The organism is Paraburkholderia translucens, assembly GCF_020881035.1.
GTDB lineage: Bacteria > Pseudomonadota > Gammaproteobacteria > Burkholderiales > Burkholderiaceae > Paraburkholderia > Paraburkholderia translucens.
On sequence record NZ_JAJITC010000017.1, the window covers coordinates 1 to 25,218 of the forward strand.

A 25,218-nucleotide genomic window follows, 5' to 3' on the forward strand; every position below is an offset into this window, starting at 1 on the left:
ATTCCCGTCGTGTTGTCATGCTGAGCTGCCTCGCCATAAGTCGCTCCCGCCAGCATTCTGACGGGTAGCAAATTACATGAGGCAATGCCCGTGGCTCGGTAACAAAAAAACTGAGTCAATGCGCGCCGGTCGTTGACGATTGTTTTGGCCGGTGGTGAGGAGTCGGAGGCGGCGTAGCCGCCGGAGACCACGAACCACCGGCGGCGCCGCGTCAGCGGGGCAAGAGGATGGTTGATCGATTCTCAAAGAAGAAGCGGTCAGCACATGTCTGGAACCCGCATCACCGACCAACAGGTTCGCCTCTATATGAACAAGCGCAAACACCACCCGCAGGAACTGGCGGCCGCGAAGGCAGGAATAAGCGTGCGAAGCGCACGCCGCATCGAGCGTGACGCGACGTTGCCATCCCAGAAGCCGCAGCGCTCCTGGCGTACGCGTTCCGATCCGCTCGTCGATGTCTGGGACAGCGAGGTCGTGCCGTTGCTGCGTAACGCTCCCCATCTGATGGGCATCACGATCCTGCGCAAGCTGCAGGATGATCACCCGGGCTGCTATCCCGACAGCATGCGTCGCACGCTGGTACGACGCATTTCTCAATGGCGGGCGCTCGAAGGTCCCAGCCAGGATATCTTCTTCCCCCAGGAGCATCAGCCCGGCGTGCGCGGGCTGTCGGACTTTACCGATATGAGCAAGCTGCGCGGCATCCCCTACAGTGCGCCGTCGCGCCTGATTGTCACCGCCTGAAGGTGCGCGTCTACGGCGACCGGCTCGACTGTTACCTGTCCGGCGTGCTGGTGCACAGCACCGCACGGGGCTCCCGTGCCCACGACAACCGTCACGCGCTTGATTACCGCCACTTCATTGGCTCCCTGAAGCGCAAACCGCAGGCATTCAAGGGGCTCGCGTTTCGTGACGCACTGTTCCCGCGCGAGGCCTACCGCCGGACTTGGGAACAACTCGATGGCCGCCTGTCGCAACGCGACGCATGCAAGACGATGGTTGGGCTGCTTGAACTCGCAGGCCTGCACGGCGTGGAGGCCGTACTGGCCGGGCAACTCGACCTGTTGCTCGAAGCAGGCGAGCTTCCCGATCTCAAACAGCTGCGTGAGCAGTTCGCTCCACGTCAGACCTTGTGTCCCGAGGTGGAGGTTCAGATGCCGCCCGTTGCTGTCAAGCCGATCAGCGCGCCGATGCCGAGAATCAGCAGCGCATTAGTTACGGGAGTGCCGGGCGTCATATGCGTAACATCGAGCAACACACCGGCAATGTGCCCGCCCAGCCCACTTTCGGTCATTACGGCACCAAGACCTAGCAGGCTGTTGAAAAACACCTCGCCGGCGTTGAGCACTCCGTTTCATTGAGTCGCTGCGCCGTTTGGTTGATGTCGATTTAATACTCGAAGCCTTTCATTCAGGTGGACACAATGCCATTTCCTCGCCACCAGTTGCGCCTATGCCGCTTTCGCGGCGAGCGTACGCATGCGAGTCAGGTTGTAGGCCGCCTGAGTCAACAGAAAGAGCTGGTCAACGCGTTGCAGTCCCCGAAACATCGCCTGCCGAATCCTGCCAACCGTCTTGCTCCAGCCGAAGACCTGTTCAATGCATTTGCGCTTGCGCTGACTGACGGCATAGCCGGCCCAGCGCGTTGTGCGCCCGTCGATGGCCGAACCGCCCGCGCGGCCATTGTTTTGTGCGACATGTGGCGTCACGCCGTGTGCGCGGCACGTTGCCACGAAGCCGGCCGTGTCGTAGTTCTTGTCAGCACCTACCGTAATCGATGTATCGGCAAACTGCGCGGCGCCCGCAAGCATTTCGGCTGCTGTGTCCCGCTCGGCTGTGCCATTCGCCTGCGTCACCTGTGCGTTTACCACGAGGCCGTGCCGGTTATCAGTCAGCACGTGACCCATGTAGCAAAGCATCGCGCCCGTGCCCCGACTCTTGCGAAACAGTCGGGCCTGACTGTCCGTGCTCGATTCATGCGTGTCGTTGCTACGCTTCTCGCCATGCCAGTTCTCGTGAGAGCCGGCACCACTGTCAGGCGGCGAATCGTCATCCGACTTCGTCCTCGGCACAAAGCTCTTGTGTCCGGCCCAAGCCTGAATGAGCGTCCCGTCGACGCTGAAATGCTCGCCCGACAGATGGCCACGCACGCGTGCTGTCTCGACCGTCTCGTTGAACAGACTGACCATGACATCATGGGCCATCAGCCGGTCTCGGTTCTTACTGAAAGTGGAGTGGTCCCAGACCGCATCGTCCATTGCCAGTCCGACGAACCAGCGGAACAGCATGTTGTAGGAGATTTGCTCCATCAGCATGCGTTCGCTGCGAATCGAATACAGCACTTGCAACAGCAGTGCGCGAATCAGCTTCTCCGGCGCGATGCTCGGGCGTCCGCCCTTCGCATCGCTCTCGTACATGCGCGAAAAGACCGAATCCATACGGGTGAGCGCATCGTTCAACCACAGCCGAATCGGTCGCAACGGGTGATTGGCCGGAACGAAGTCATCCAGCCTGGACATCGTGAACATCGACTCGGTATAGCCGTCCGCTCCGCGCATCGCTTCAGCCTCAGTGTTGTCCGATTCTTCGTTTCAACGCTTACCCCTCCCACGCGGATGACGCGCGCGGGAGGTATTTCAACAGCCTGCTAGAAAGCCCGCAACATAGAGGAGTGGCGTAACGTGCATCTGCTCGGTGAACTCCCTGACCGACACGATTTTCGTCTGCGGTAGCAGGCACGCGACGCCGGCCCCAAGACTCACCCATGCAGGCGATACGCCATGCCAGAAATCGGTGGAATAGCACAACAGGGACAAGCCAAGAACGACACACAAGGCGATCTCGCGCGGAGTGAGTCGCAGGCCGGCAGAATCGGATGTGCGCTGTACGTCGATGTGATCGGGATAGAGCCGGCAGATCAACCAGATCAGAAGTGCCGATTTGAGAGCGCCGAGCACCGGGAAATGCAGCAGTAGATACGGTGCGTAATGCAGCCATGAGCAGCCGATCTGCATTGCGCGCGAAAGCAGCCGTTCGCGTTGCCGTTGCATCGTGAGCAACACACTCGGCATCTTGAATGTCGATTTGCTGGATTTGCGCATCCAGCAAAAATATCCACGAAAGGAAACAAGGCCGTTCGCCGCCCCTGTGCGGCCAGTCAACACTCCCGCCGAGTCGTCGTTCAAAGACGACTGGTGCGTGTGCCGGGATTTCGCCCCCACGCGCGTACTCCAGATATTGCGCAGGGGCAAATCAATCTCGGATGACGCGAGCCTCAATATCCCGGATTGACTCACTTCGCTGCGTGCACCTGCGTCCATGACCGTCGCGTCGAATGACGCGAATATTTCGCTGGCTCTGGTACACAATGCAGATCACTTCCCATGTTAATGGGAGAGAAATGACGCGTTTTCGAGCAGTGGTTCACACCCTTTCTGTCCAGAAATCGCAAAAATCGGAACCTCTATTAATCATGTCGCCTTCGGCGACTCATTTTACGCCCGCAAACCCTCGAAATATAAATGCTGTCTCTTTATGCCGTCCCCGCTGACGCCCACCTAGCCAGTATTCCATCCGGTCTATGTGCACTACACACTGCGCACTGTACATATCGCAGTGTGCAGTGCACATAACGCATTGAACATTCGATCAGCAAATCGCTGGCGCACTCGGCATCGCAGATCATCCATAACACGTATTGATAATTGTAAAAATAGATTTATATTCCATTTAATTAATTTTACTAATTTATAATGATGTAAATCATCCTCGGCGTATGCGTCATGCTCCATCCCGACAAAATCCGCTACATGCAGCGCCTCCAGCAGGCTGCGACCCATCAGCACTTCTTCTATACGTCGGGACGAACGGACCTCGCGGGCTTCGACCGACTTGCAAAAAAATTCGCTGAAGCCTATGGCACGGAGCTCAGTCGCCAGACCAAGCACAAACACCGAATGGCCGGTGAGGCCAGCACCTGCCTGCATGCCGTACGATTGACTGCGCGGAGCGCAAACGGACAACGGGTTGTCGACTGGGTATTACTGGTAAGCGAAGGCCGTGGCCTCGTAACCCGGCGCGAACAGCTTCAGGATCTGCGCGATCCGCATTCGCGGCTGAAATCATCCGATCAGCAACACGAACTGGTCCACGACGGCAAATCCTGGTCGTGGCGATTAACCCATCGCAGCTACAACCTGTGCCTCGATCGCATTCATCGGATCGCCTCATTGTCCCCGGATCGGCGCCGGCAGATCGAAATCGATGGCGTCTTGCGGGATGCCGATGCCGAGATCCTGCTCGACCAGCTTTACGCTGAGCCGGGTTTTCGTCTCGTGCGCCGACAGGTCGGCAAGCTTGTCGCCGAACTGCGGCGCGACTGGAAACGCCTGCGGCCGGCCAGTGGACCGCAATTGTCCGAACGCTCTTTCCTTGCTTACGTCCGTTTCCTGCCGGATCGGCCCGTGGTTAATGGGCTGACGCATGCGGAAAGACGCGAGGCCTTTCTGTGCGCATTTCCCGAACAGGCCAAAAACGCGGTCGTTTACTGACGTTACTGACCAGACGTAACGCTTCAGCGCCCCCAAATCAACATGGCCATGGTGACCAGGGTCGCGATCGATCCGATCGCGCCGGAAATCACCGCCGACAATGCAACGACCGCTTCCCGGCCCTGTGCGCGAGGAAACAGGCGATGTGCGATCGCAATCATCCTTCCGTCCATTATCGGGTCCTCCACTCTCTACGTTAGGTCAAGCCCGGTATTCGAACACGCATATACGCACGTGTTCGACATAGCGATGTGCCACGACAACCAACCGGAGCCATCACATGTCGACTCGCGACCCCTTCCAGGAATTTCTCAACCAGATCCTGCACAATACCAGCCCAACCAGAACCTCGTCGACAATGGGGTTCCTGCCCTGCGCCGGCTGTTCGCCATCGCCCACGAGGACTCGGGAGCGAGCTATGTCGTTGCCCTGTTCCTGCTCGGCCTGTACAACTCGAAGCGTTTCCCGTTTCAGCTCACCGACCTGCGCATGCTCGACCGGGAATGCTTCGACGACGTACTTCGTGTTCTTAAAATGGACACCCTGGCCTGCTCGCACAGCATCGATCAATATTTTTGCCTTGGTGTAAAACGCTTCGAGCAACTGGCGATCGATTGGGGCCTCATTGACTCATCCGACTAATTGACGCAGCTCCCCGTGGCAATGCCACGGGGAGAAAGCCCAGGCACGGAATCGTTCTATCAGAACATCCGGTACTTTTCGAGCGGGAGACCATTTTTCTCGATGTAGTCGTTGTAGTACGCGATCGCTTCCGCGTTTTCCCTCAGCCAAAGCTCGGCACGCCAGTCGGACATGGCGCGGGCAAGTTCCGCCTCTGTCACGTTAGAGACATCAACGCCCAGAATTTTTGCCTCAGAAAGAAGGTTTTCAGTCGGCGAGACATTTGCCCTCCTTTCCGGGATGCCGGTACAGGTTGCCATCGTCAATTTCCACACTGATCATCGGTAAGCACAGCGTCAACACATGGTGTATCCGCTTCCCTGATTCTAGAACGCAAAATACGGCCCGGTTCTGCCCGGCGTCGAGGCATTGTCGATGGCGGCCTTAGCGCGCAGCTGGTGTGTCAGCCCCCAGGCGCTTCAAACCATCCACGAAGCCGCCAACGTAATCCGGGCTGAATTCGAACGTCAAACCCTTGCGGACCTCGTGCGCGACCGTCACCGGCTTGTAGCCGTCGCTCGTCGACTCATATTTTGTCAGCGTCTTGCCCGCGAAAATCCGGACAGGCTGATTCTGGCGATACGCATCCTCAAGCACGCTGGCCGGCAGGTCGATCATCTGGGTCCACGAGGCCCCACTACCGGTACTGTTGAAGCATTCGAGGTTTTTGATCGTCTCGCCATTCATGTCGGCGACGTGGCCGAGCGGCACATAGGTGCCGTCGCTCTTCACCAGCCAGAACTCGATGCCCTGCCCCGCATGGAAGCCGTGATAGCCATGCACGACCTCGTTATCGCTCGGGCAGCGCTCTTCCGGATGATTCGTGCGCCACGCATCGACAAAGCCACCGTTCACGATCACGCCAGCGACGATCCGATATGCCTGTGCGTGCCCGGCCGTGTTGTAGTTCGTCGAGGCCAGTTGCAGATTCAGATCGAGCCAGCCGTGGAAATCCGGATCGTTGACGAACTGCTGCCGGTAAAGCTGCGGTGCGGCATACGTCCTGACCATATTGCAACCATCGCAGCCGGGATACCCGGTCCTGACCGCGACCTTCGCGGCGACCTGGTCCCGCGTGAGCGGTGCGGTGCTGACTGCGCAGCCAGACAGCGCAATGGCACTCGCGAGCGATACGGCAAACAGAAATTTCTTCATTGTTGATCCCCGAATAGAGAGCGACGCGCAGCGGCGGACAGCATCCTGTCCGCGGCATGGATGACAACCAGATGGATTGGCAGCTGTAACCTGAAAACGATTCAGGTCAGGCAGGCGCGTGCGCGGTGCGTCACGGCGAGGTATTTCGACTTTGACTTCTCAATTTCTTTGGCCCCGAGGTGTTGTCTTGTTCTTCCGGCGCAAATTTCCACCGGAGAGCTACGTTATTTGTAGCTGTTACCTGAATAGGTTGCTACGATATTCGTAGTATGTCAACTGACAGCCTGATCATGCCGGGGAGCCATCCAGACGGGTCGATGTCATGCGGAGCATCCGCTTCCCGCGGAGTAGCCCGGAGACTCGCAACAGAAGGGGAACGAGATGAAGTCGCTGATACTGGCCTATCGCCGATTGGCCCGGGCACCGCTCATGATTCGGGCACTGGTGGGTCTGCTGACGTTTGCAACGGCGGTCCTGATCGAAGTTTTGCTGGATGCTGTCTGGACGCATTTCCACATCGACCTGTATACCGCCGACCGCTTCGTGCATGTGGTCGTCTCGCCCATCGTCGGTCTGCTGGTTGCACCCATGCTGTCTTCTCTCGCTCCCCTGTTTCATGGAGCGCCGTCGGGCAGAACGCAGCGATTTGACCGCGACGATCCATTCGATCGAGGAAATGAAGTGACTGCTCATGCCCTGCGTCACGATGACTTCGATTTCCCCAACCTTCACGACGACGACTCACGGGATTGGCCGGGACGTCTCGACTCGGGAGCAGACTGGCGCACTGATCCCAGCTATTCATGGTTTTCGGGAAACATTTTCTACGACGATCCACATCGGTCGTGAAACAATGCGGGCTGACTATTCCCCGCGGGTTTCGCACGTCTCGAAGGAGTATCTCCAATGAATGCTTTCATGCGCGAATTCATCAAGGCGGCCAGGGAGGCCCCACGGCTATTCTTCCTGCCACTCACCGGTGCAATTGAAGCGGTTCGTCGGGAGGTAGACGACCGCCGATGCGGTCGGGACCCGGAAGAGCCTGCCAATGCCCGCTCCCATCGTGGCGTCCACGATTCGCGCTGATCGGGAATCGCCGGGCACGGACCGAGTCCTATATCGATTTCCTGATCTGATACGAGTCATGGCACTGACCCTACACATTCTTGCCGTCGGCATCCCGATCGTGATCGGCGCATTCTGGCTGGCAGCGAAGCAACTCGAAGCCGAGAAGGCGAAGAAAGCTCGCGACGAGAAGCGGCAGGCGTAGGCAGGCGCCTGAGGCACCACTCTCGATCGACGCCGATGGAACGCTCCTGACATCGACAGGCTTCCTTGCACCGGTTTCGCAACCAGAGACCGGCTTGTCATCCCCCGGATTACCGCGCACCAACACTACGATCTTCGTAGTATCTGGAAAATCCATTAACTACGACATTCGTAACCTTGGAAGATACAGGGTTACGCAATGTCGGCAGCAGGAAATACGGTTTTTGGAAGTCGGCTGAAAGAAGCCCGACTTCGCGCCGGCCTCTCGCAAAAATCGCTTGGCATCGCGGCCGGTCTTGATCCGTTCGTCGCCAGCACACGCATCAATCGCTATGAACTGGATATCCACAAGGTGGATTACCCGTTCGCCTGCCGGCTGGCTGCGGAGCTTTCGGTACCCGTGGCGTACTTGTATACAGACGACGACGAACTGGCGGAATTGATCCTGCTGTACGGACAGGCATCGAAGCGGGCGCGAAGCCGGTTGCTTGCCGCTGCCCGCGAAATGTAATCGCACGCGGTCCCGCCGCAGACCCGCCTCTATCGGTATACCCGCTGAACCGGCAACAGAAAGGAAAACTGCCGGGTTGAACTACCCCGGCAGCGGTTGTGCGCCACGTCCTGTGACGACTTTGGCCATGCGGCCGTTGGTCTGATGTTTTTACTACGTCGTTTCTCCATGAAAATGAGCAGGGCTGCCAGGCCCTGCCATGGTTCAGAACACTCTCGTACACTTCAAGATACCGCCCTGGTCTTTCGCTCCGCCTGGACAACCGTCAGGTCTGCCCTCGCATCGTCGCTACTGAACCAGTCTCCCTCACCTTTACCTTGCCCGGTGCCACCCGGGCTCAATCGGTATGCAGGTGATTCCCACGTTAGCCATGTACGTCGACATGACACGCCGCCGCGCTCCGCTACCAGCAATTAGCCCTGCGGGCCTACCCCGCCTTGTGGCGGGTTTCAGGGGGTCGAGGTTCCAGAGCACCTCCCCTACTTTGCCGGCGCATCGCCGCGCCCCGACTAGCTGATCCACCTCCCGGTGAATCAACCAGCGGCTTGTCATACCTTACCCGGATGCATCCTCTGCGGATGCAACGTACGGCTTGAGCTATCCAGCGATCTCATGAGCTTGCGCCCGTGAGTACCAGACGATCCAGATTTCTCCTCACGCCCCTGCGCCATTCCTGACGCCTCAGCAGCCCACCGCCCGGGACACCGTCCGACCCTTTCGAGCCGCCCGTTGTCGGGATTTCCACCCATTCGCACATGGCAGGGTTACTCCAGTCGCCTGGAGGCCCGTTTCCGTGTCGCCCAACTTCCTGCATCACAAATCAGGATTGGGTCGAAGGAGGCATCGCAGCCCCCAGCGCCCTGCGTAGCATGGCGAGCCTGACTACAGGCACCACGCTTCAGCGGTCACTTTCAATTGATTGGCAGTCAACTGAAACTGAAGTGCACGAACGTGTCTGGGGTTGGCAGCCCCGACACATTCAATAGAGTGTGTGGACTGCCGACTCTTTCACAGATCGCATAGTCATCCTAACAGTAATTCCGGAAATCACCATACGCGCGTCTGTTATAGGGATATTTGTCGATCAGGAGGGTAACAGGTATGCATATTTCTGCCGATCCATTTTACTGATCGGCGTTCGCCATTACCTGCTGTCAGGACAAAAACCATTCCCTTCATGGTCCATGACATAACTGGAGATTCAAATGGAGAACGTTCCGCAATCACCTATTCACGTCACTTGTGATTATTTTCTGGATGCTGTCCTGGCTTGCGTCGTGCGCGATCAGGCCACCATCGACTGCATTAATGAAGTACGGCTTGTCCGGCTCGACAACAATGAAGCGCCTGTTGGCACTGTAGGACGCCTTGTGGTGTTTTACACACCGCATGGTGAACACTGGCAGTTTCGTCCCTATCGCCATCAGAGCTGGCGCAGGATGCCCGATCTGGACACAGCATCGAACTGGGCGTGGCGCTGCATGGAAACGGGGGAACTCACAACGACCATGATCGGTTCCATACCGGCTCATGCCCCCACGGCTTCGCCACAATCGGATGATGTAGGCGATCTGCCGTTTTTTTAATCAATCAAACAGGAGGGCACTCATGCCCTCCTGTTTTTTCAAGCCAGTGAGCTTCCCCTGAAATTTCGCCTTCCAGCAGGTCGCGTATAAACTCGACCCAAAGGAAGGAAAGCAGAGATGTTCAAGGTACCGCACCAGGTGTACACGGCAGAGTTCAGGGAAGCCGCCGTGCGACGAATCAAGGACGGGCAAGGCGTGAGCGCCGTGGCCCGCGAATTGGGTATGTCGACGCAGACCCTGCGCAACTGGCTGAAGGCTTTCGAGGCCGGCAAGCTGAATGGTCCCGGAGCGAAGGCCGTCACGGCGGAACAGATGGAGCTGTCGCGGCTGCGGGCGGAGAACAAGCGCTTGCAGATGGAGCTGGAAATCGCAAAAAAAGCGGCGGCGTTCTTCGCGAAGGACCTCCTGTGAAGTTCGCCTGGATTGACACACAGTGCCGGCAATACCCGCTTGCTGCGCTGTGCGAGGTCCTTTGCGTGAGCGTGAACGGCTATCGTGCGTGGAAGCGCGGCGGCACGCCCGAGCGTCAGCGGCTGACCGATGCGCAGTTGCTCACGTTGATTCGGATAATTCACGCCGAGGTCAAAGGCGCCTACGGCTCGCCGCGCATGACCGAAGAGGTTCGCTCTCGAGGCTTCCCGGCCAGCAAGGCACGCGTCGAGCGGTTGATGAGCGCCAACGGTATTCGAGCCCGCCACAAGCGCCGTTTCCGCGTGACAACTGATTCCCGGCACAAACTGCCGGTCGCGCCGAACGTATTGAACCGCAACTTCACGCCGGCCGAGCCCAATCAGGTGTTCACCTCGGACATCACGTACATCTGGACCGACGAAGGTTGGCTGTACCTGGCCGTCACGCTGGACCTGTTCAACCGGGAGGTCGTGGGCTGGTCCGTCAAGCCGCGCATGACGACGGAACTCGTGACCGACGCGCTGACGATGGCATGGTTCCGCCGCCGGCCCGCGCCCGGCGCGCTGCATCATTCGGATAGGGGCAGTCAATACGCCAGCCACGACTTCCAGCGCAAACTGAACTCGTACGGCATGCGCTGCTCGATGAGCCGCAAAGGCAGTTGCTGGGATAACGCGCCGACGGAAAGCTTCTTCAACAGCCTGAAGAACGAGCGCGTGCATGGCACGAGGTATCGCACGCACCGCGAAGCCGTCGCGGACTTGTTCGAATACATAGAAGTGTTTTATAACCGCAGTCGTCGTCATTCATCGCTTGGCTTCATGTCGCCAACCCAGTTCATACAAGACTGGCTTGTGGCTCAGCGGACAAGAGATGCGGCTGCATAACCCGGGGCCTCTGGAAGGCGAAAAACCGGGGGAACCTCAATGAGGGTTTTACCCACATTCATGTGTTCCACGAGGTGCACGAGATCGATGGTGCCACCGTGAGAATAATCGCGGGCCGGTAACATGGCTTTGCCGCCGTAAGCTTGCACACGAGGCTCTCCTGTTCATTGCATGTGCGACTTGCCGTGCCCCGTAAAGCACGACGGGGATTGTGCGGCCAACGACAAGCTGGAAGGATTGTGCGCAAGCGCCCCGCACGCCCGATTGCCTTGCCCGCTTGGAGGAGGCATGAAATCCGATCGCGCTCGGCGATGAGCCCAGCGGCCCCCAGATCTCAGGCTGGCTCGACGGATGGACACCCCGCGCAAGCGCCTATGCCGTGGCGGCCCGCTCTACCGTGGACATGGTTGCAGGCATCAATTTCGTCCGCCGACACAATTTGCGTCTGGTGGTGAAAGGTGGTGCCGCATGGCCCGCGAGACGCTCAGGACGGGTTCTGCGCTGCCTGCGCGGTTGCGCCAGGCACAATGACGAACCCGCTATTCGCCCTACCCGTCGACAACAAGCGCCAGCACGCTGAGCAAGTGACGGTCCGAATTCCAGCGGGCCAGATTGTCCGAGCAGCACTGCGCCATGCGGCCCGGCCAACCGAGGATGTTGTCGGCGCTGTGCGGCGAAGCGTCGGTCAGCAGCCGGCCCACCACCGGTCGATAGGAGGGCACAGAATGCTGTCGTTGGAATGGCTGCAATAGCCTGAGAATCCGACCGACGAGCTACGCGCGCGATCTGGTTTCGGCTGACGGTCGAGAATCGGGAGCCGTGTGACGACTGCACAGCTGCCGATTCAACCGGCCGAGCGACCGCAGCGGGACGGCTACCATCGACCGCACGGGGCGGGCTACGTTGGGAGTCAAGCTGAGCGAATCCAGTGTTGAAGACCGTGATCGCGAATCAGACGATTGATGTGGGAGTAGGAATAGGAAATCTGGAATTCCCGCTCGATGTAGCGCTGAACCAACGGATTCGTCCAGCACTCTGCCACGAAGCCTACCTTGTGCGGTGACTGCCTGATTGCGTCGATCAGCCGCGCGAGCCCATCGGCGCTAAGACGCGGCCGGCGCCCGACGTCGCCCAGTCCCATCAGCGCACCCAGCCCGCCCGCCGCGAAAACGCTCTCGTAACGCCGTGCTGTTGCGGGACTCAAATCCAGCACAGTCGCTACGCGCGCGATGTCTATCCCAGCAGCCAGCATCTGGGCTGCTCGCGCCCGGCGACCCGACCACCGTGGGCCAGTGGTGTTGTTGGTGCTCATCGCCACTCTCCGCTGAACCTTCACGAATGATCTTTACTTTTCGTCGCTGACGCCATCAGGACTGAACCGAACCAGGTCCGAGGTTCAGCCGTGATGGCACAGCCGGCGGTGATGCCGGAAAGACCAAGCAGGGATGATTGTTTGCAAGGCGGCGAATTCTGCTAGCTGGGCCTGGGCACAAGCCGCTCTACCGTCATGAGCATGACATCTGCGGATACGGGCTTCTGTCAAAACGCATCCCACAGAGCTTCGCTCGAGGCTGGCTTCTCGCCTGCACTGGCCAGGATGACGGGGATTTCAGCCAGCTTCGGATCACGTTTGAGTTGACGGCAAAATTCAATACCGCCCATTCCTGGCATATGCCAATCTGTAACAATCAGGCACGGGTGTGCGTATTTCGGCGAAACCGAACACGGATTTCGGTTGAAGTCGAACAGGGTTTCCGGAGGAAGGTGAACAGCCGTTTCGCTTGAAGTCGAACGGTTTCGGGGGTATTCCGGAATCGGTGTTCGATGGTTCGAAACGCGTGTTCATCTGTTCATCTTCCCGAAATCGGTGTTCAGCCCGCCGAAACGGCTGTTCACTCTGCCGAAATGCGTGTTCGGTGGACCGAAACGAAAGGCGCGATTTCGGTTGGCGGTACTGCGGATGGCTCAATCGGCCGGCGGTTAAGGTTGCTCCTTTTGGGAGAAACCGACGATGCCGGCTCACCGGACGACCATGCGCAAAATAAAGGATGTGCTTCGCCTGAAATGGACCTGTAATCTGTCTCACCGCCAGGTGAGCGGCGCGCTCGGCGTCGGGCTCGGTACCATTACCCAATATTTGCAACTTGCCGCCTCGGCCGGCCTGGACTGGGCGAAGATCGAGCCGCTGTCCGAGGCAGAGCTGGAGCAGTTGCTCGTCAACGGCGCAGTTCCGACGACGGCCGCCGGCAAGCGCATGGAGCCTGACTGCGCCTGGATTCATCGGGAGTTGCGCCGCAAAGGCGTGACGTTGCAACTGCTGTGGGAAGAGTACGTCGGCGCGAACCCCGGCCAGAAGACCTTGCGCTACACGCAGTTCTGTCAGCGATACAAGGACTGGGCCCAGACGTTGAAGCGGTCGATGCCCCAGCAACATTACGCCGGCGAGAAGTTGTTCGCCGACTACGCCGGGCAAACGGTGCCGATTCTCGATCGCACCGGCGGCATTGCGTTCAAGGCGCACATCTTCGTCGCCGTGCTCGGCGCATCGAATTACACGTATGCGTGCGCCACGCGTTCGGAAGCAACACCCGACTGGATCGGGCCTCATTGACGCGATGGAGTTCTGCGGCGGCGTGCCAAGGCTGCTTGTGCCTGACAACCCGAGGGCACTGATCTCGAACGCCGACCGCTACGAACCCACGCTCGGCCTGACCACGCAGGACTTCGTGAGCCATTACGGTACCGCGATGCTGCCCGCGCGCCCGCGCAAGCCGAAGGATAAGGCGAAGGTCGAGGTCGGCGTACAGATCGTCGAACGATGGATTCTCGCCCGCCTCCGGAATTACCGGTTCTACAGTCTGGCCGAACTGAACAAGGCGATCGCCGGGTTGATCAACGACCTGAATACGCGGCCGTTCAAGAAGCTCGATGGCACTCGACGCGAGTGGTTCGAGCGGCTCGACAAACCTGCACTGCGCCCGCTGCCGACGCGTCGCTACGAAATCGCCACCTTCCAGAAGTGCCGCGTCAACATTGACGCGCACATCGAGGTCGACGGTCACTACTACAGCGCACCGCACAGCCTTGTGCGTCAGGAAGTCCACGCGCGCGTGACGCGTTACGGTGTGGAAGTCCTGCACGGCGGCAAACGCGTCGCCGCCCACGCTCGCAGTCGGCTCAAGGGGAAGTACACCACCGTGGCCGAGCATATGCCTGCGGCTTACCGCGCCCATATGGAATGGACCCCGAGCCGGTTGCTGAACTGGGGCGCATCGATCGGGGTCAGCGCCGAGGCGATCGTCAGGCATTTGCTGACGAACCGTCCGCACCCGGAAATGGGATACCGCGCCTGCCTGGGTCTGCTGTCGCTGTCGCGCAAGTACGGCAAGGAGCGGCTGGAAGCGGCGTGCCAGCGCGCACTCGTGATTGGCGCGCCGACCCACGCCCAGTGATAGTAGGCCGACCCGATTGCGGTCAGCACGAGCCCGAATCCGGCGACGACCATGCCGGGGAATTTCGGCGGCTGCGGGTCATGCCGGTACGCATTTCGCTTCGACCAGATGAGGCAGGCGATCCCCGCCGCCAGAATGACGAGATTCGACAGCACGTCCGCCGCATGCGGTATCGAGCCCAGCGCGCGTTGGTCCGCGAAGTGGTGATAGGACGCTGGCTGCGCGAGCGGCCATACCAGCTGCAACACCGTGCCCACTACGAACAGCACGATGCTGCCAATCAGCAATCGGGGAATGTTCACGGAGCTCGTCTCCGGGTATGACGTCACACTCGACAGGCGCTTGCGCACCCTCCCCGTATGATCGGGCAAACCGGGCCAGGTAACAAGGTTGGCTGGATCGATTACGGCTCGTCGTAATCGCCGCCGACCTGCTCGAGTTCCTTCAACTCCTCTGCGGGGTCTTCCGGCTTCCCGGCAGCGGTCTCGTGAGTGCGCTTCGGCGAATCGACAACAGGAGGGGGCATCTTGCCGATCCCCTCGTCGATACGTTGCAGGAGATACGGGAAGAACGGATTCGATGCGATCCGGAACATCGAGTCGAGCGTCAGAATCAACGTGCCGCGCTCTCCGCGCGGCGCGAGCGTACCCAGGTTGACATTGAAGTTTTCGTCGTCGCCCGGCTTGATGCCGTAGAGCGAATCTGTCACGGGAAATGGAATCGCCACATGCGATAACGAAAAATATCCGGCGGATAGTCGATCTCCAAAGGCCGAACCTGAGTTTCCACACCGCCGGCATCGACACTGCGTTCGACCGTATGAGCCGAATCCCGTGACGCGTTGGCAATGACCGTGGTGCGATAGTTCTGCGGCCCGATGCGCAGCAGCCGCGTGAGCGCGGAATAGGACGCGACGCGCAGGAAGGTTCTGAAGCTCACGCTGCGGTTCACGTCGAACAACACGATTTCGCTGCCGTTTGCGGGAAGCTTGTCATACAGCGACGACATGACAGCAGGCGTGCTGACCGTGAAATCGGTCACCGACTGGAACGTCAGTATGGGAGGGAGCGAATTCAACCGGTTCTCGCGCTCGAGCCTCGTCATCTGCTCCTGGACGGCGCTGGTAAGCAGCCAGGACTGGCGCGCCCCGTTCACCGGGAACGAGTTGTATTTGAAGGGGTTGAATTCCGGCACGATGCCGAGCCAGGCGGCCCGCGCGAACGCAGGCAACACCGCGGGTAGTCCCACGAGGCCGGCAAACCGCGCGTAACGGGTGACGCCGATCATCGGCGAAATGAGCACGAGCCGGGTGGGAGGCGTGAGCGCGGGGTTCTCGATGGCGTCCATCGCATACTGCAGGGCAAGCGCGCCGCCGTTCGAAAAGCCTATCAGTTCGAGCGGCTTGTCCGGGCCCACGCGCCGGCGCGCTTCGCGAACCGCGAGCCGCGTTGCCGCGGCCCATTCTTGCCATGTGACGTTGGTCAGTCCCGCGGGCACGGTACCGTGTCCAGGCAAACGGATGGCGATCGCGACAAAGCCCCGGTCACGATAATTGCGCGCGATGTGCCGCAAACTGTAAGGCGAGTCCGTCATGCCATGCAGCAGCACCATCGCACCAACCGGCGGTCCTGCTGGTTCCAGTATGTATGAGCGGTTCCAGTCCTGAGCGAAGTGCTCCGGATAAATCGGTGAGCCTTCGTAGTATCGGTTCGACGGAACACGCTCGGATGCCTTGATCTTGTCGACGACGTTGACGCGCACATCCTCGAAAAGCCGCGCTTCCTCCCGCATGTACGCAATCCAGTCGCCGGCGTCCATGTCTTCGACGGTCATCTCGTGCGGTACGAAGGTGTGCCAGACCGAAAGTTCCGGGCCGCGCAGCGAAGACCACGCCCGCAAACCCAGTGCGAGCAGCGCGAGCACGACCAGAATCGATACCCCTATTTTTATTACCTTCAGCGACGTGCGTAGCATTGGTTTTCTCTTGGGAACCATTTCAAAACTGAGTATGGAAGATTCAAGCTTCCTTCGTTGAATCGCTGTCCTGGGGCGCCGGGCGTTGCTACGGCGCATCCGCCTTTTTGCTTTCTGCCGGCACGGCGCCCGGTTCGACCTTGCCGGTCTCAGGCGGGTCGACAATGCGCGCCCCTGCCGCCTTGAGGGCGGCCTGGAATTGCGGGGAGGCCAGGATGATCGTGCTCGCCGCGTTGCGCAAGCGATCGATTGCCTCATCCGGCAGCGCAAGTGAAGTCGGCAATTGATTCAGGCCGTCCCGCTCGGCTTTGTCGGCCAGTGCGTCAAATGACACGTTGACGACATAGATATCGGTATCGGGCGCTTCCACGGCCCGGGCCAGCGTGGGGTCCTTGTTATCCCTGAACGCCTCGGAGTTGCGGATCTGGCGCAACAGCGCCCAGCGGGCCTTGATGTCCTGCAATAGCTCGACTGATTCGCTGGAAAACCGGTCGATCGGCACGCCAACCGCCTGGACAAGCGTCCTGATGGCGCCTGGAGGACGTTCCGAAAGATTCCAGCTGGTCGACGGAGACGACGCCGCGTTCACCACGAAAATAATGAGTCTGCGTACGTTGTCGAGCGGCGCGGGTTGCCCGGCTTCGTGGAGCGCCTCGAATGTTCCGATGAAATCCAGCACGCCCCTTAGCCCCAGATTGTCGGAGATGCCGCCATCGACGAGATGGAAATAGGGGTTCTGGGTCGCGTCGACGATTTCGCGCAAATCCTGCAGTCGATTGAGGATACGGCTCGCGGATCGTTGCACCGTGTCGGCACTGGCAAGCGCGTGACTCCAATCGGGTTCTTCGTAGCCACACGTGCCGCCGTAGTTGTTGACCGTGATCGGAGCCAGCACGACCGGCACCGCCGAGGATGCCGCCGCCGCACGCGATAGCTTGATTGGGCCGAGATCCGCGCACATGACGTCGAAGTTCTGCTGGAGAAACACGATGCGCGATCCCGTCGTCAGTTCCGTTGCGCTGACCGCGATCATCGGACCGCCCTTGCGCTCGAGTTCGGCGAATGTCGCATTGTTGAACAGGACTTCGTCATACAGCTTCGCCGCAAGCTCGGAGCGGCTCCAGCGCGCGGAAGCCAGTGCGGGCCAGTTCACCGGATTCAGAATACGGGCGATGAGTTCGCCCTGCACATTGCGTTTGAGAAAGCGGTCCTCATAGAAGTCGAACAGATGCCTGCCGTAAAGCCCGTACGCCAGCGCGGTGAAGCTGCCGCCGGAGACTCCGGTGATCAGATCCACTTCGTCGAGCAAGCGGATCTTCTCGCCCGACTCGCCTGTCACTTCGATACGCTGCAGCGTCTCCAGCGTTCCGTATGAAAACGCGGCCGCACGCATTCCGCCACCGGAGAAGGCCAGAATGACCATGTCCTGCCTGCCGCGCCGGTTGCCTTCGAGCCGGTCGAAAGGGCTCATTTGCTGCGGGTCGTATCGAATGATCGCTGGGTTCACAGGCCGTGTCGCGCAGCCGCCAATCAACAGCAACGAAGTGGCGGCAAGCAATACGGCGTAGTTCCATGAACGCACAACCATGTCTTTACAGCCTGTGTCACCTGCCCTGCGCGGCATTGCCCTTGCGGTCGGCGCTCAAAGAGACGGGCGTACGCGAATCGGCGATATCGACCCAGCCGCCGCCCATGGCCTGATACACGCTGATCACCTGGTTATAGCGCGAGGCCTGCAAGCTGGCGAGGGCAAGCTCGGCTGAGAACAGGTCGTTTTCGGATATCAGCACTTCGAGATAGCCAATCAGGCCGTCTTCGAACTTGAGACTCGATAATCGTGCAAATTCACGCAGCGCATCGACACGCTGTTGCTGAAATCCGGTCTGCTCGATGGTCTTCTGCGAGCTGACGAGCGCATTGTTGGTGTCGTTGAACGCGCCCAGTACCGTCTGACGGTAGACCAGTTCGGCCTGGCGCTTTTGCGCCTCGGCCGACTGCACCTGGCCTTCAATGGCGCCTGAGGTGAATATCGGCCCGGTCAATCCTGCTGCGACGGACCAGAGCGCAGCAGGCCCGGAAAGGAAGTCGCCGAAGGCCGTGCTGACCGAACCCAGCGCCCCGGTCAGCGAGATCGTGGGATAGTAAAGCGCGCGCGTGGCCCCGACGTTCGCATTGGCGGAGACCAGATTTTGTTCGGCCTGCAGAATATCTGGCCGCCGCTCGAGCAGTGTCGAAGGCAGATCCGCCGGGATGACGGGAAGCACCAGCTCGCTCACCGACTTGCCGCGCGGAATCGGCCCAGGATTGCGCCCCAGCAGAATGGAGATGCCGTTTTCCACGATGGCAATCTGCTGCTCGACGGCCGGTATCGTGGACTGTGCCAGCTTGTACTGCGAGCGCACCTGGGAAAGCTCCGTCTGGGAAACGAGCCCGTCGCGGTAGCGCAGTTCGAATATCCGTAATGTTTCGCCGAAGTTACTCGCCGTGGCCCGCGCGATTTCGAGTTGCCGGTCGAGCCCGCGCAGCGTGATGTAGCTGGTCGCCACGCCGGTCACCAGCGAAAGCACGACGCCCCGCTGAGCCTGTTCGCTGGCATAGACCTGCGCCTGCGCGGCTTCGGTCAGGCGTCTCACCCGGCCGAACAGGTCGATTTGCCAGGAAGCGGACAGCATGCCCTGATAGAGATTGAAGACGGGATCGAGCACCGGGGACAGCGGTGGCATGCCGACCTCGCTGGTCCGGTTGCGGCTCACGTTGGCGCCATAGCCGATCTGCGGGAGACCCTGCGAGCGCGCAGCGCGCAACAAGCCGATGAACTGGTCGATACGCGCCGCTGCGATGCGCACGTCCAGATTGCCTTGCAGTGCGGTTTGAATCAGGTCGTTCAACACCGGGTCGTCGAACTGCTCCCACCACGCCGTGTCCACGACTTCTTCAGCCTCGGGCAAATCGACCCGCCACGTTGCGGGCACCGCCACCTCGGGGCGACCGTAATCGGGGCCCACGCTAATGCAGCCGGCCAGGCAACTGGTAGCGGCGGCAAATATCGCAGCACGCGTCAGCGTTCTCATGACGTACTCCAGGTTCTGCTGCGACCGCGTCCCGTATGCGCAGGCCGTGCAGTCGTTTGCGCCACACACATCAGGCCGCCACCGCGAGCAGGCCACCGAACAGCAGCGCCGCGAGCAACAGCGTCAGACAGGACACGGACCAGCCGCGCACGAACGCATCCGTACACACCGCGATTCGTGCGGCCCCCGCGCCGCCTCGTTGCAAACCGCGCAGGAGGCCACCGACATCGCCCACAGGCACGGACGGCACCGTCTTGCCCCATCGACTCCAGCCAATCGCGAGCGCCGCGCCAACGAGCACCGGCCAGAGTGCCGACCACAGCGCCGCGGGAGCCAGCGCCTCGGGCAGCGAGCCTACCGGGATACGCAGATACAGCACCCACGGAACGGCCAGCGAGACCACGACCATTGCCAGCCATGCCCCCCTGAGCGGCCCCGGAGCGCGCGCGTTGGAATCGGTCGTGGCCACGGCTCCCAGACAGCGCACGAAATGAAGCATCAGCAACGTGGTCGCGGCTGAAGACGCCGCAGCCAGCACGCTGGCCAGATTGCCGGACAGCAGGTCCTTGGCCGCGTATTTCGCCAACGCGCCGCCGGTCAACGGCAAGCCGCCCAAGCCCAGCGCGATGACCGCCGTGGGCAGCAGCACGAGTCGCAACGATCTGGCACCCGTCAGCACGACCACGCCCACGGCCAGAAACAGCGTGCCTTTGACGAGCAGATGGTGCGCGGCATAGTAAGCGGCCGCCACGACGGTAGCGGGATCGCCTGCGGCCAGCCCCATGCCGATCACGGCCACGAGGAAACCCATCTGGCTGACGCTCGAGTACGCAAGCACGACTTTCGGCTGAGACTGGGTGATGCCGATTGCCACGCCGTAGAACGCGCCAAACATGCCGAGCACTGCGAAAGGGATGCCGAAGTGCGGCCATGCGTCGTTGAAAGCAAATGGCAGAAAACGAACCAGTGCGATCACGCTGGCCTTGACCACCGCGCCGCTCATCACCGCCGCCGCCGGAACCGGTGCAGCGCGATAGGCATGCGGCATCCAGAAATGCAGCGGCACCATCCCGGCCTTCATGCCGAGGCCAACCAGCAGCAATAGCAGCGTGGCGTCGCGCGTAGGCGAGCCCGGCAAGGCCGCAGCCGCATCGCGTATCAGCAGGCTGCCGTGGGGCGTGGCCTGTGCCAGCAGGACCAATCCTCCGAGCACGAAAGCCTCGGCCAGCAATGCAACACCAAGATAAAGCGCGCCTGCGTATCGGGCTTCGGACCCGTCGCCCTGGAGCACCAATCCGCTGGCGCCGACACTCAACACTGCCAGCATCAGATAGAAGCCAATCAGATCGGCCGCCAGAAACACGCCCACGCTGCCGGTCAAGGCCATGAACCAGCAGACGACAAACCCATCGATATCTTCGCGACCGCGCACATAGCGTGCGGCATAGATTCCGGCGAAGACCCACAACAGCGCCGCCGTGCCGAGCAACAACGCGCCTGGCGTATCGAGCGCGAAACTCAGAGCGAACCCGCTGTGACCGAGCGTCAGGGTTTCGCTCTGGCTGGCGCCGACGGCCGCGGCCAGGGCGGGCAGCGCAGCGATCGCGAACCATGAAGGCAGGCGCCTGCGAACAGACGCCGATGCACAGAGCAGCAGCATCAGCAGTGGCAGCCCGACGGCTGCGGCGAGCAGAGCTTGGGAGAGGTTCATGGCAGCCCCGCTGGCGGCATCACTGTGCGGCCAATCTGCGCCACGTCGACCGGCAGCAGCACAGCGAGGCCAAGCACGAAGGAACACGTTGCGACGCCAAGCACGGCGAGCTGCTGGTAACGAGGCACCTGCTTTTGCGGCGACCAGCCGGGCGCGGCCGGCTCCATCGCGCGCACCACCACCAAGAAGACGTAGACGCTCGTGAGCAGGCCGCCGACCAGCATCACCAGCGCCCACCACCATTGCCCCGTCGCGAGTGCCGCCGACATCAGCAGCCACTTGGCCAGAAAGCCGCCGGAAGGCGGCAAGCCGATCAACGTGGCGCCGGCCAGCGCGAAAGCCGTCAGCGTCATGGGCAAGGCGCGCGCGACACCACGCAGGTCCGCCAGACGGTCATGCCCCAGCGTGCTATAGATCAGACCGGCCGCGAGGAACATGGCCGCTTTCGCGCTCGCGTGCGATACGGCCTGCAACACGCCGCCCGTGACGGCTCGGGCGCTTTCGTGCTGCACGGCAAGCGGGAACAGCAAGAACAGATAGCCGATCTGGGCGACCGTCGAGTAAGCGATCAGGAGCTTTAGCCGTACCTGGCGCAGCGCCACCACATTGCCGCAGACGATCGCGAGCGCCCCCAGACCCGCAAGCAGTTGCGCGCAGGAACCGCTCACGATGCCGGCGAAAACGTCGACCCACAACCGCAACACCACGAACCACGATCCCTTGATGACCAATGCCGAGAGCAGCGCGCTCGCGGCGGCGGGTGCGCCCGCGTGCGCAGGCGGCAACCACAGATGCAGCGGGAACAGCGCGGTTTTGGCGAGCATGCCGGCCGTCATCAACGCCAACGCGGTCCAGGCGAGCGGCTGCGCCCCGATCCTCGCGGCAAGCAGCGCGATGTCCAGCGTGCCATGGGCGCCATACAGCAGAAAAACGCCAAGCAGATACAGCATCGATCCGATCAGCGCGTACAGCAGATAGCGCAACGCCGCCTGCAACGTTTCGGCGCGACCATCCAGGGACACCAGGGGAACGCCGGCAAAAGTCAGCAGTTCGAGCGCGACGTAGAGCGTAAAGATGTCTGCGCTCACGAACACCAGATTGAGCGCTCCCCATACCGCCAGCAGCAGCAGCCAGAACGCCAGCGGCGCGCGGGCTTCGCTCATGCCGGACGGCGTGCCGAAATCGCCATTGGCGTAAATCGCCACCGCGCCCACCACCACGGCGACCACGAGCATCATGCAGACCGAGAGGCCGTCGGCGCGAAGCATGACGCCCAGCGGCGGCGACCAGCCGCCCAGCAGATAGCGCAATGCGTCGCCCGAGACCAGCAGTCTGGCCGCAATTTCCAGCACCGTGCCGAAGCCGAAGGCGATCGTCACCCAGGCCACGCGTTGCGCGTGGCGGCCCCCGAGCGCCAACCCCGCCAGCATCCCGGCAAAAGGCAACAACACGGCGACCACCAGCAGCAGGCCCCCCGGCGTTGATTGCCCCGTGAGCGCCAGCGTCGTCACCTCGCCTCCGTATTGGCGCGAGCCTGGCCCGACGCCGCATCACCGTCCGCCGAAAGCGAATTCGAGCCCGTTTCCGAGAACCCGCGCAGCATGAGTCCGACGGCCAGAGCAGAAGCGGCAAACGAAACGACAATCGCTGTGATCAATAGCGCCTGCGGCACCGGATCACCGGACATGCCGGCGCCCGCGCCTCGATGCGCGATCACGGCACAGGCCAGAAAAACGCCATTGCCTGTGAGGTTGAAGGCCAGCACCTTGCGCAGGGGCTGCGGGTTGACGATCAGGCCATACATGCCAAGACCCACCAGGGCGGCAGCGGTCAAGCCGAACAGTTGCGAGACGTTCATGCGTTCACCTCCGGCCGCTGAGGTGGCCCGACCAGCAGGAGTACCAGGGTCACGGCAAGCGAAGGCAGCAGCGCGGCTTCGATGATGATGATCCACGCCTTCGCCCAGCCATCGGGATACGCCAGAAACGCTCCCGCCATGACGGCGCCGAGCAGGCCAAGCGCGATGAAGACCGCCGGCCCGAGGATCAGCACGGCGCGCAGCCAGCGCCGGCTGACCGGCGGCGCGTCGCGCAGACCGGACATCATGACGAGCAGCCACATCGCGGCAATCACCGTGGCGCCCTGGAATTTGCCGCCCGGATGATCGGCGCCGACCCAGAAAATGTAGATGCCGATCACGACGCCTATCGGCGGCAATACGCGCGCCAGATACACCAGAATGTCGTTGGGGCTGACCACCTGCGCCAGTCCCGGCCTGCCGCCCCAGCAGCGGTCCGGCGCCAGCGACCAGACGCCGACCACGCCGAACAGCAACACGATCGCTTCCAGCAGCGTGTCGATCGCGCGGAACGACAGCAGGACGGCCGTGATCGGGTTGCCGACGCCAGTCGCCTGAATGTGTCGCGCCACCTCGGGCGCGAGCGTCGGGGCGGGGTCCGGCAAATTCAACAGGCAAGCGGCGATCACCACCGCGACGCCCGTGGCGGCGGCGCCCGCCGCGATGCGCATCGCGAGGCCCGGCTCCTCGGCCTGGGCTGCCGCTTCGGTTGGCTGCAGCCGCGAAGCCGCGCGAATCAGAAGCGCGCCGGTCAAGCCCGCGCCGATGGCCGCTTCCGTCAACGCCACGTCGACTGCGCGCAGCACGAGCCAGGCCAGCGTGAGCAGCAGGCCATAGGGGATGAACCCGGCGACCGCGGCGAACGTATCGCGCACGACGACCGTCCACAGTGCGAGCGCCAGCAGCAAAATCCCGATGCCGATGGAGATGGCGGCGGTCATGCGCCCTCCTCCTGCCGGCGCGCCGCGCGCGCGATGAGCTGGGACACCTCGGACGACGTCAGCATCACCAGCAGCCACACCACGATCAGCTTGAGGGCGACCACGATATGCCCGGTCTGCGGCACGAGCCCCAGCACCACCATGCCGAGGCCCAGATTGTCGGCCTTGGTCAACGCGTGCAGTCGCGTGTAGGTGTCGGGGAAGCGCAGCAGCCCGACCGTGCCGGCGACGAAGAAGAAAATGCCGGCCAGCATGGCAACGATCGTGAAGACGTCGGCTGCGGTTTTCATTTCCGGTCCTCCTGGGCGATCTCGCCTTCGGCCTGACGATCCGCCTTGACGAAGGCCACCGACGCGAACGCCGCCAGCACGGCGAGCGTCAACGCGACATCCACGACCGCCTCCACGCCGCTTGCCGTGCCGACCAGCAGCAAGGCCGCGATCCCGCCCGTGCCGAACAGTTGCGCCGCCATCATGCGGTCGGCGCGCGTGGGCCCGCGCAGCACGCTCAGCAAGCCCACGGCCACCATCAGCAGCACGAGCGCGCAAGCGGCAATGAGCACGTCAGCCATGACGTTCACCGCTGACCGAAGCGCCCACCAAAGCACCCGCGAGGCGCCGTTCTTCATCCGCCAGTTGTTCGGGAACCCGCTGCGAGGTGTCGAGGCAGTGGTAGACGAGCCCGTCCGCGGTCTCGTCCACCGGAAGCGACCCCGGCAAGAGACTCGTGATGATGGCGAAACCATTGCGCGCGGTACCCGGCGGAAAACCGACACGATAGACCACGATGCCGGGCTGCAAAGGCAGGCGCGGGTCCAAGGCGCGGCGCGCGACGTCTATGCCCGCGAGCAGGGACTGCACGAGGAAATGCGGCACGAACACGATCAAGGCGCCGAGGCGCACCTTTCCCGCGGCGGGAGGCAGCAGTCGCAGGCTCATCTGCGTCGCGACGAGCGTCGCAATCAGGCCGCAGATGAGATCGGCCGGCTTCACGCTCGGCATCAGGATGATCCATAGCGCGAGAAAACAAACCGCGCGTGCCAGCGCGACGCGCCAGTGCGAACGCCAGTCGAGCAGGAAAGCACGGAGCGTTGGTGAGCTCATGGAAGATGCGCCTCCTTGATGGAACACCCGTGAAAAAACCAGCGTGCGCGAAAACGGCG

The 25,218-nt window shown here is 61.5% G+C and carries 24 protein-coding genes and 3 pseudogenes; 9 read left to right on the top strand and 18 right to left on the bottom strand.

What is annotated here, in order from left to right; translation table 11 throughout:
• Nucleotides 1–264 precede the first annotated feature (264 nt).
• Nucleotides 265–1,160: pseudogene (locus LJ655_RS25140) on the top strand (IS21 family transposase); the annotation flags it as partial.
• A gap of 290 nt (nt 1,161–1,450) precedes the next feature.
• On the opposite strand, the gene LJ655_RS25145 reads toward LJ655_RS25140, so the two are convergent.
• Nucleotides 1,451–2,557 (bottom strand): IS5-like element ISBph2 family transposase, encoded by a 1,107-nt coding sequence (locus LJ655_RS25145; protein WP_230563901.1) that lies wholly within the window; start codon nt 2,555–2,557, stop codon nt 1,451–1,453.
• A 78-nt stretch (nt 2,558–2,635) separates the two neighbouring features.
• Nucleotides 2,636–3,319: a hypothetical protein gene (locus LJ655_RS25150; RefSeq protein WP_230563902.1), complete on the bottom strand. Its 684-nt coding sequence runs from the start codon at nt 3,317–3,319 to the stop codon at nt 2,636–2,638.
• Nucleotides 3,320–3,781: 462 nt separating this feature from the next.
• Between LJ655_RS25150 and LJ655_RS25155 the strand changes: the two genes are divergently transcribed.
• On the top strand, nt 3,782–4,549 hold the full coding sequence (locus tag LJ655_RS25155) for a hypothetical protein (RefSeq protein ID WP_230563903.1): 768 nt from the start codon (nt 3,782–3,784) through the stop codon (nt 4,547–4,549).
• 23 nt (nt 4,550–4,572) lie between these two features.
• Here LJ655_RS25155 and LJ655_RS25160 read toward each other — a convergent pair whose 3' ends face one another.
• Complete coding sequence (locus tag LJ655_RS25160) at nt 4,573–4,710, bottom strand: hypothetical protein (protein WP_230563904.1); 138 nt, start codon at nt 4,708–4,710, stop codon at nt 4,573–4,575.
• Nucleotides 4,711–4,783: 73 nt separating this feature from the next.
• Here LJ655_RS25160 and LJ655_RS25165 point away from each other — a divergent pair, with 73 nt between their 5' ends.
• The gene (locus tag LJ655_RS25165) at nt 4,784–5,191 is read left to right on the top strand and encodes a DUF7673 family protein (RefSeq protein WP_230563905.1); all 408 of its coding nucleotides are present in this window, start codon (nt 4,784–4,786) and stop codon (nt 5,189–5,191) included.
• A 59-nt stretch (nt 5,192–5,250) separates the two neighbouring features.
• Here the strand turns inward: LJ655_RS25165 and LJ655_RS25170 are convergent, their stop codons facing one another.
• Together LJ655_RS25170 and LJ655_RS25175 are read right to left on the bottom strand one after the other, a co-directional pair.
• A complete protein-coding gene (locus tag LJ655_RS25170) occupies nt 5,251–5,490 on the bottom strand; it encodes a type II toxin-antitoxin system CcdA family antitoxin (RefSeq protein WP_230563906.1) in 240 nt (79 codons plus the stop codon).
• A gap of 124 nt (nt 5,491–5,614) precedes the next feature.
• The gene (locus LJ655_RS25175) at nt 5,615–6,385 is read right to left on the bottom strand and encodes a hypothetical protein (RefSeq protein ID WP_230563907.1); all 771 of its coding nucleotides are present in this window, start codon (nt 6,383–6,385) and stop codon (nt 5,615–5,617) included.
• A 381-nt stretch (nt 6,386–6,766) separates the two neighbouring features.
• On the opposite strand from LJ655_RS25175, the gene LJ655_RS25180 reads away from it, so the two are divergent.
• The 5 genes from LJ655_RS25180 (at nt 6,767) to LJ655_RS25195 (ending at nt 11,049) form a co-directional block, all read left to right on the top strand.
• Nucleotides 6,767–7,234, top strand: coding sequence for a hypothetical protein (locus tag LJ655_RS25180; RefSeq protein WP_230563908.1), 468 nt, complete (start codon nt 6,767–6,769; stop codon nt 7,232–7,234).
• Between the two features lie 295 nt (nt 7,235–7,529).
• A complete protein-coding gene (locus LJ655_RS30140) occupies nt 7,530–7,655 on the top strand; it encodes a hypothetical protein (RefSeq protein ID WP_268991702.1) in 126 nt (41 codons plus the stop codon).
• Between the two features lie 198 nt (nt 7,656–7,853).
• Nucleotides 7,854–8,165 carry a helix-turn-helix domain-containing protein gene (locus tag LJ655_RS25185; RefSeq protein WP_230563909.1) on the top strand — a complete coding sequence of 104 codons (312 nt, stop codon included), beginning with the start codon at nt 7,854–7,856 and terminating at the stop codon, nt 8,163–8,165.
• Between the two features lie 1,205 nt (nt 8,166–9,370).
• Nucleotides 9,371–9,751, top strand: coding sequence for a hypothetical protein (locus tag LJ655_RS25190; protein ID WP_230563910.1), 381 nt, complete (start codon nt 9,371–9,373; stop codon nt 9,749–9,751).
• Nucleotides 9,752–9,868: 117 nt separating this feature from the next.
• Nucleotides 9,869–11,049 (top strand): IS3 family transposase gene (locus tag LJ655_RS25195; RefSeq protein ID WP_230563911.1). Its coding sequence is split into 2 segments (ribosomal slippage): nt 9,869–10,121 and nt 10,121–11,049, totalling 1,182 coding nucleotides; the frame shifts between segments, so codons are not numbered across the junction.
• 548 nt (nt 11,050–11,597) lie between these two features.
• Here LJ655_RS25195 and LJ655_RS25200 read toward each other — a convergent pair.
• The 3 genes from LJ655_RS25200 to LJ655_RS30270 all read right to left on the bottom strand — a co-directional run bounded on the left by LJ655_RS25200 (nt 11,598) and on the right by LJ655_RS30270 (nt 12,864).
• A complete protein-coding gene (locus LJ655_RS25200) occupies nt 11,598–11,771 on the bottom strand; it encodes a hypothetical protein (RefSeq protein ID WP_230563912.1) in 174 nt (57 codons plus the stop codon).
• 188 nt (nt 11,772–11,959) lie between these two features.
• Nucleotides 11,960–12,361 (bottom strand): helix-turn-helix domain-containing protein, encoded by a 402-nt coding sequence (locus LJ655_RS25205; RefSeq protein ID WP_230563913.1) that lies wholly within the window; start codon nt 12,359–12,361, stop codon nt 11,960–11,962.
• Between the two features lie 227 nt (nt 12,362–12,588).
• A complete protein-coding gene (locus tag LJ655_RS30270) occupies nt 12,589–12,864 on the bottom strand; it encodes a response regulator (RefSeq protein WP_329959734.1) in 276 nt (91 codons plus the stop codon).
• Nucleotides 12,865–13,060: 196 nt separating this feature from the next.
• On the opposite strand from LJ655_RS30270, the pseudogene istA reads away from it, so the two are divergent.
• Nucleotides 13,061–14,489: pseudogene (gene istA / locus LJ655_RS25215) on the top strand (IS21 family transposase); the annotation flags it as partial.
• Between the two features lie 415 nt (nt 14,490–14,904).
• On the opposite strand, the pseudogene LJ655_RS25220 reads toward istA, so the two are convergent.
• From LJ655_RS25220 to LJ655_RS25265, 10 genes and pseudogenes are all read right to left on the bottom strand, one after another.
• Nucleotides 14,905–16,475 (bottom strand): annotated as a pseudogene (locus tag LJ655_RS25220) (alpha/beta hydrolase).
• An 88-nt stretch (nt 16,476–16,563) separates the two neighbouring features.
• Nucleotides 16,564–18,063, bottom strand: a complete 1,500-nt coding sequence (locus tag LJ655_RS25225) for a patatin-like phospholipase family protein (protein ID WP_230563915.1) — start codon at nt 18,061–18,063, stop codon at nt 16,564–16,566.
• A gap of 16 nt (nt 18,064–18,079) precedes the next feature.
• Nucleotides 18,080–19,546, bottom strand: coding sequence for an efflux transporter outer membrane subunit (locus tag LJ655_RS25230; RefSeq protein WP_230563916.1), 1,467 nt, complete (start codon nt 19,544–19,546; stop codon nt 18,080–18,082).
• 70 nt (nt 19,547–19,616) lie between these two features.
• Nucleotides 19,617–21,257: a proton-conducting transporter transmembrane domain-containing protein gene (locus LJ655_RS25235; RefSeq protein WP_230563917.1), complete on the bottom strand. Its 1,641-nt coding sequence runs from the start codon at nt 21,255–21,257 to the stop codon at nt 19,617–19,619.
• A complete protein-coding gene (locus LJ655_RS25240; protein ID WP_230563918.1) occupies nt 21,254–22,768 on the bottom strand; it encodes a complex I subunit 5 family protein in 1,515 nt (504 codons plus the stop codon). Before LJ655_RS25240 ends, LJ655_RS25235 begins: the two co-directional genes overlap by 4 nt.
• Nucleotides 22,765–23,115 carry a sodium:proton antiporter gene (locus tag LJ655_RS25245; RefSeq protein WP_230563919.1) on the bottom strand — a complete coding sequence of 117 codons (351 nt, stop codon included), beginning with the start codon at nt 23,113–23,115 and terminating at the stop codon, nt 22,765–22,767. Before LJ655_RS25245 ends, LJ655_RS25240 begins: the two co-directional genes overlap by 4 nt.
• Nucleotides 23,112–24,056 (bottom strand): hydrogenase subunit MbhD domain-containing protein, encoded by a 945-nt coding sequence (locus LJ655_RS25250; RefSeq protein ID WP_230563920.1) that lies wholly within the window; start codon nt 24,054–24,056, stop codon nt 23,112–23,114. Before LJ655_RS25250 ends, LJ655_RS25245 begins: the two co-directional genes overlap by 4 nt.
• Entirely contained in the window at nt 24,053–24,346 is a 294-nt protein-coding gene (gene mnhG / locus LJ655_RS25255) for a monovalent cation/H(+) antiporter subunit G (RefSeq protein ID WP_230563921.1), read from the bottom strand. Before mnhG ends, LJ655_RS25250 begins: the two co-directional genes overlap by 4 nt.
• The gene (locus LJ655_RS25260; protein WP_230563922.1) at nt 24,343–24,627 is read right to left on the bottom strand and encodes an MrpF/PhaF family protein; all 285 of its coding nucleotides are present in this window, start codon (nt 24,625–24,627) and stop codon (nt 24,343–24,345) included. The genes mnhG and LJ655_RS25260 overlap by 4 nt, the downstream gene beginning before the upstream one ends.
• Nucleotides 24,620–25,159, bottom strand: coding sequence for a Na+/H+ antiporter subunit E (locus LJ655_RS25265; protein WP_230563923.1), 540 nt, complete (start codon nt 25,157–25,159; stop codon nt 24,620–24,622). The genes LJ655_RS25260 and LJ655_RS25265 overlap by 8 nt, the downstream gene beginning before the upstream one ends.
• Between the last annotated feature and the right edge of the window lie 59 nt (nt 25,160–25,218).

Excerpts from the sequence above, each read along its gene's own strand:
- LJ655_RS25145 (WP_230563901.1), bottom strand. The coding sequence starts at position 2,557 with ATGCGCGGAGCGGACGGCTATACCGAGTCGATGTTCACGATGTCCAGG.
- LJ655_RS25150 (WP_230563902.1), bottom strand. The coding sequence starts at position 3,319 with ATGGACGCAGGTGCACGCAGCGAAGTGAGTCAATCCGGGATATTGAGG.
- LJ655_RS25155 (WP_230563903.1), top strand. The coding sequence starts at position 3,782 with ATGCTCCATCCCGACAAAATCCGCTACATGCAGCGCCTCCAGCAGGCT.
- LJ655_RS25160 (WP_230563904.1), bottom strand. The coding sequence starts at position 4,710 with ATGATTGCGATCGCACATCGCCTGTTTCCTCGCGCACAGGGCCGGGAA.
- LJ655_RS25170 (WP_230563906.1), bottom strand. The coding sequence starts at position 5,490 with ATGGCAACCTGTACCGGCATCCCGGAAAGGAGGGCAAATGTCTCGCCG.
- LJ655_RS25175 (WP_230563907.1), bottom strand. The coding sequence starts at position 6,385 with ATGAAGAAATTTCTGTTTGCCGTATCGCTCGCGAGTGCCATTGCGCTG.
- LJ655_RS25180 (WP_230563908.1), top strand. The coding sequence starts at position 6,767 with ATGAAGTCGCTGATACTGGCCTATCGCCGATTGGCCCGGGCACCGCTC.
- LJ655_RS30140 (WP_268991702.1), top strand. The coding sequence starts at position 7,530 with ATGGCACTGACCCTACACATTCTTGCCGTCGGCATCCCGATCGTGATC.
- LJ655_RS25185 (WP_230563909.1), top strand. The coding sequence starts at position 7,854 with ATGTCGGCAGCAGGAAATACGGTTTTTGGAAGTCGGCTGAAAGAAGCC.
- LJ655_RS25190 (WP_230563910.1), top strand. The coding sequence starts at position 9,371 with ATGGAGAACGTTCCGCAATCACCTATTCACGTCACTTGTGATTATTTT.
- LJ655_RS25205 (WP_230563913.1), bottom strand. The coding sequence starts at position 12,361 with ATGAGCACCAACAACACCACTGGCCCACGGTGGTCGGGTCGCCGGGCG.
- LJ655_RS25225 (WP_230563915.1), bottom strand. The coding sequence starts at position 18,063 with ATGGTTGTGCGTTCATGGAACTACGCCGTATTGCTTGCCGCCACTTCG.
- LJ655_RS25230 (WP_230563916.1), bottom strand. The coding sequence starts at position 19,546 with ATGAGAACGCTGACGCGTGCTGCGATATTTGCCGCCGCTACCAGTTGC.
- LJ655_RS25235 (WP_230563917.1), bottom strand. The coding sequence starts at position 21,257 with ATGAACCTCTCCCAAGCTCTGCTCGCCGCAGCCGTCGGGCTGCCACTG.
- LJ655_RS25245 (WP_230563919.1), bottom strand. The coding sequence starts at position 23,115 with ATGAACGTCTCGCAACTGTTCGGCTTGACCGCTGCCGCCCTGGTGGGT.
- LJ655_RS25250 (WP_230563920.1), bottom strand. The coding sequence starts at position 24,056 with ATGACCGCCGCCATCTCCATCGGCATCGGGATTTTGCTGCTGGCGCTC.
- mnhG (WP_230563921.1), bottom strand. The coding sequence starts at position 24,346 with ATGAAAACCGCAGCCGACGTCTTCACGATCGTTGCCATGCTGGCCGGC.
- LJ655_RS25260 (WP_230563922.1), bottom strand. The coding sequence starts at position 24,627 with ATGGCTGACGTGCTCATTGCCGCTTGCGCGCTCGTGCTGCTGATGGTG.
- LJ655_RS25265 (WP_230563923.1), bottom strand. The coding sequence starts at position 25,159 with ATGAGCTCACCAACGCTCCGTGCTTTCCTGCTCGACTGGCGTTCGCAC.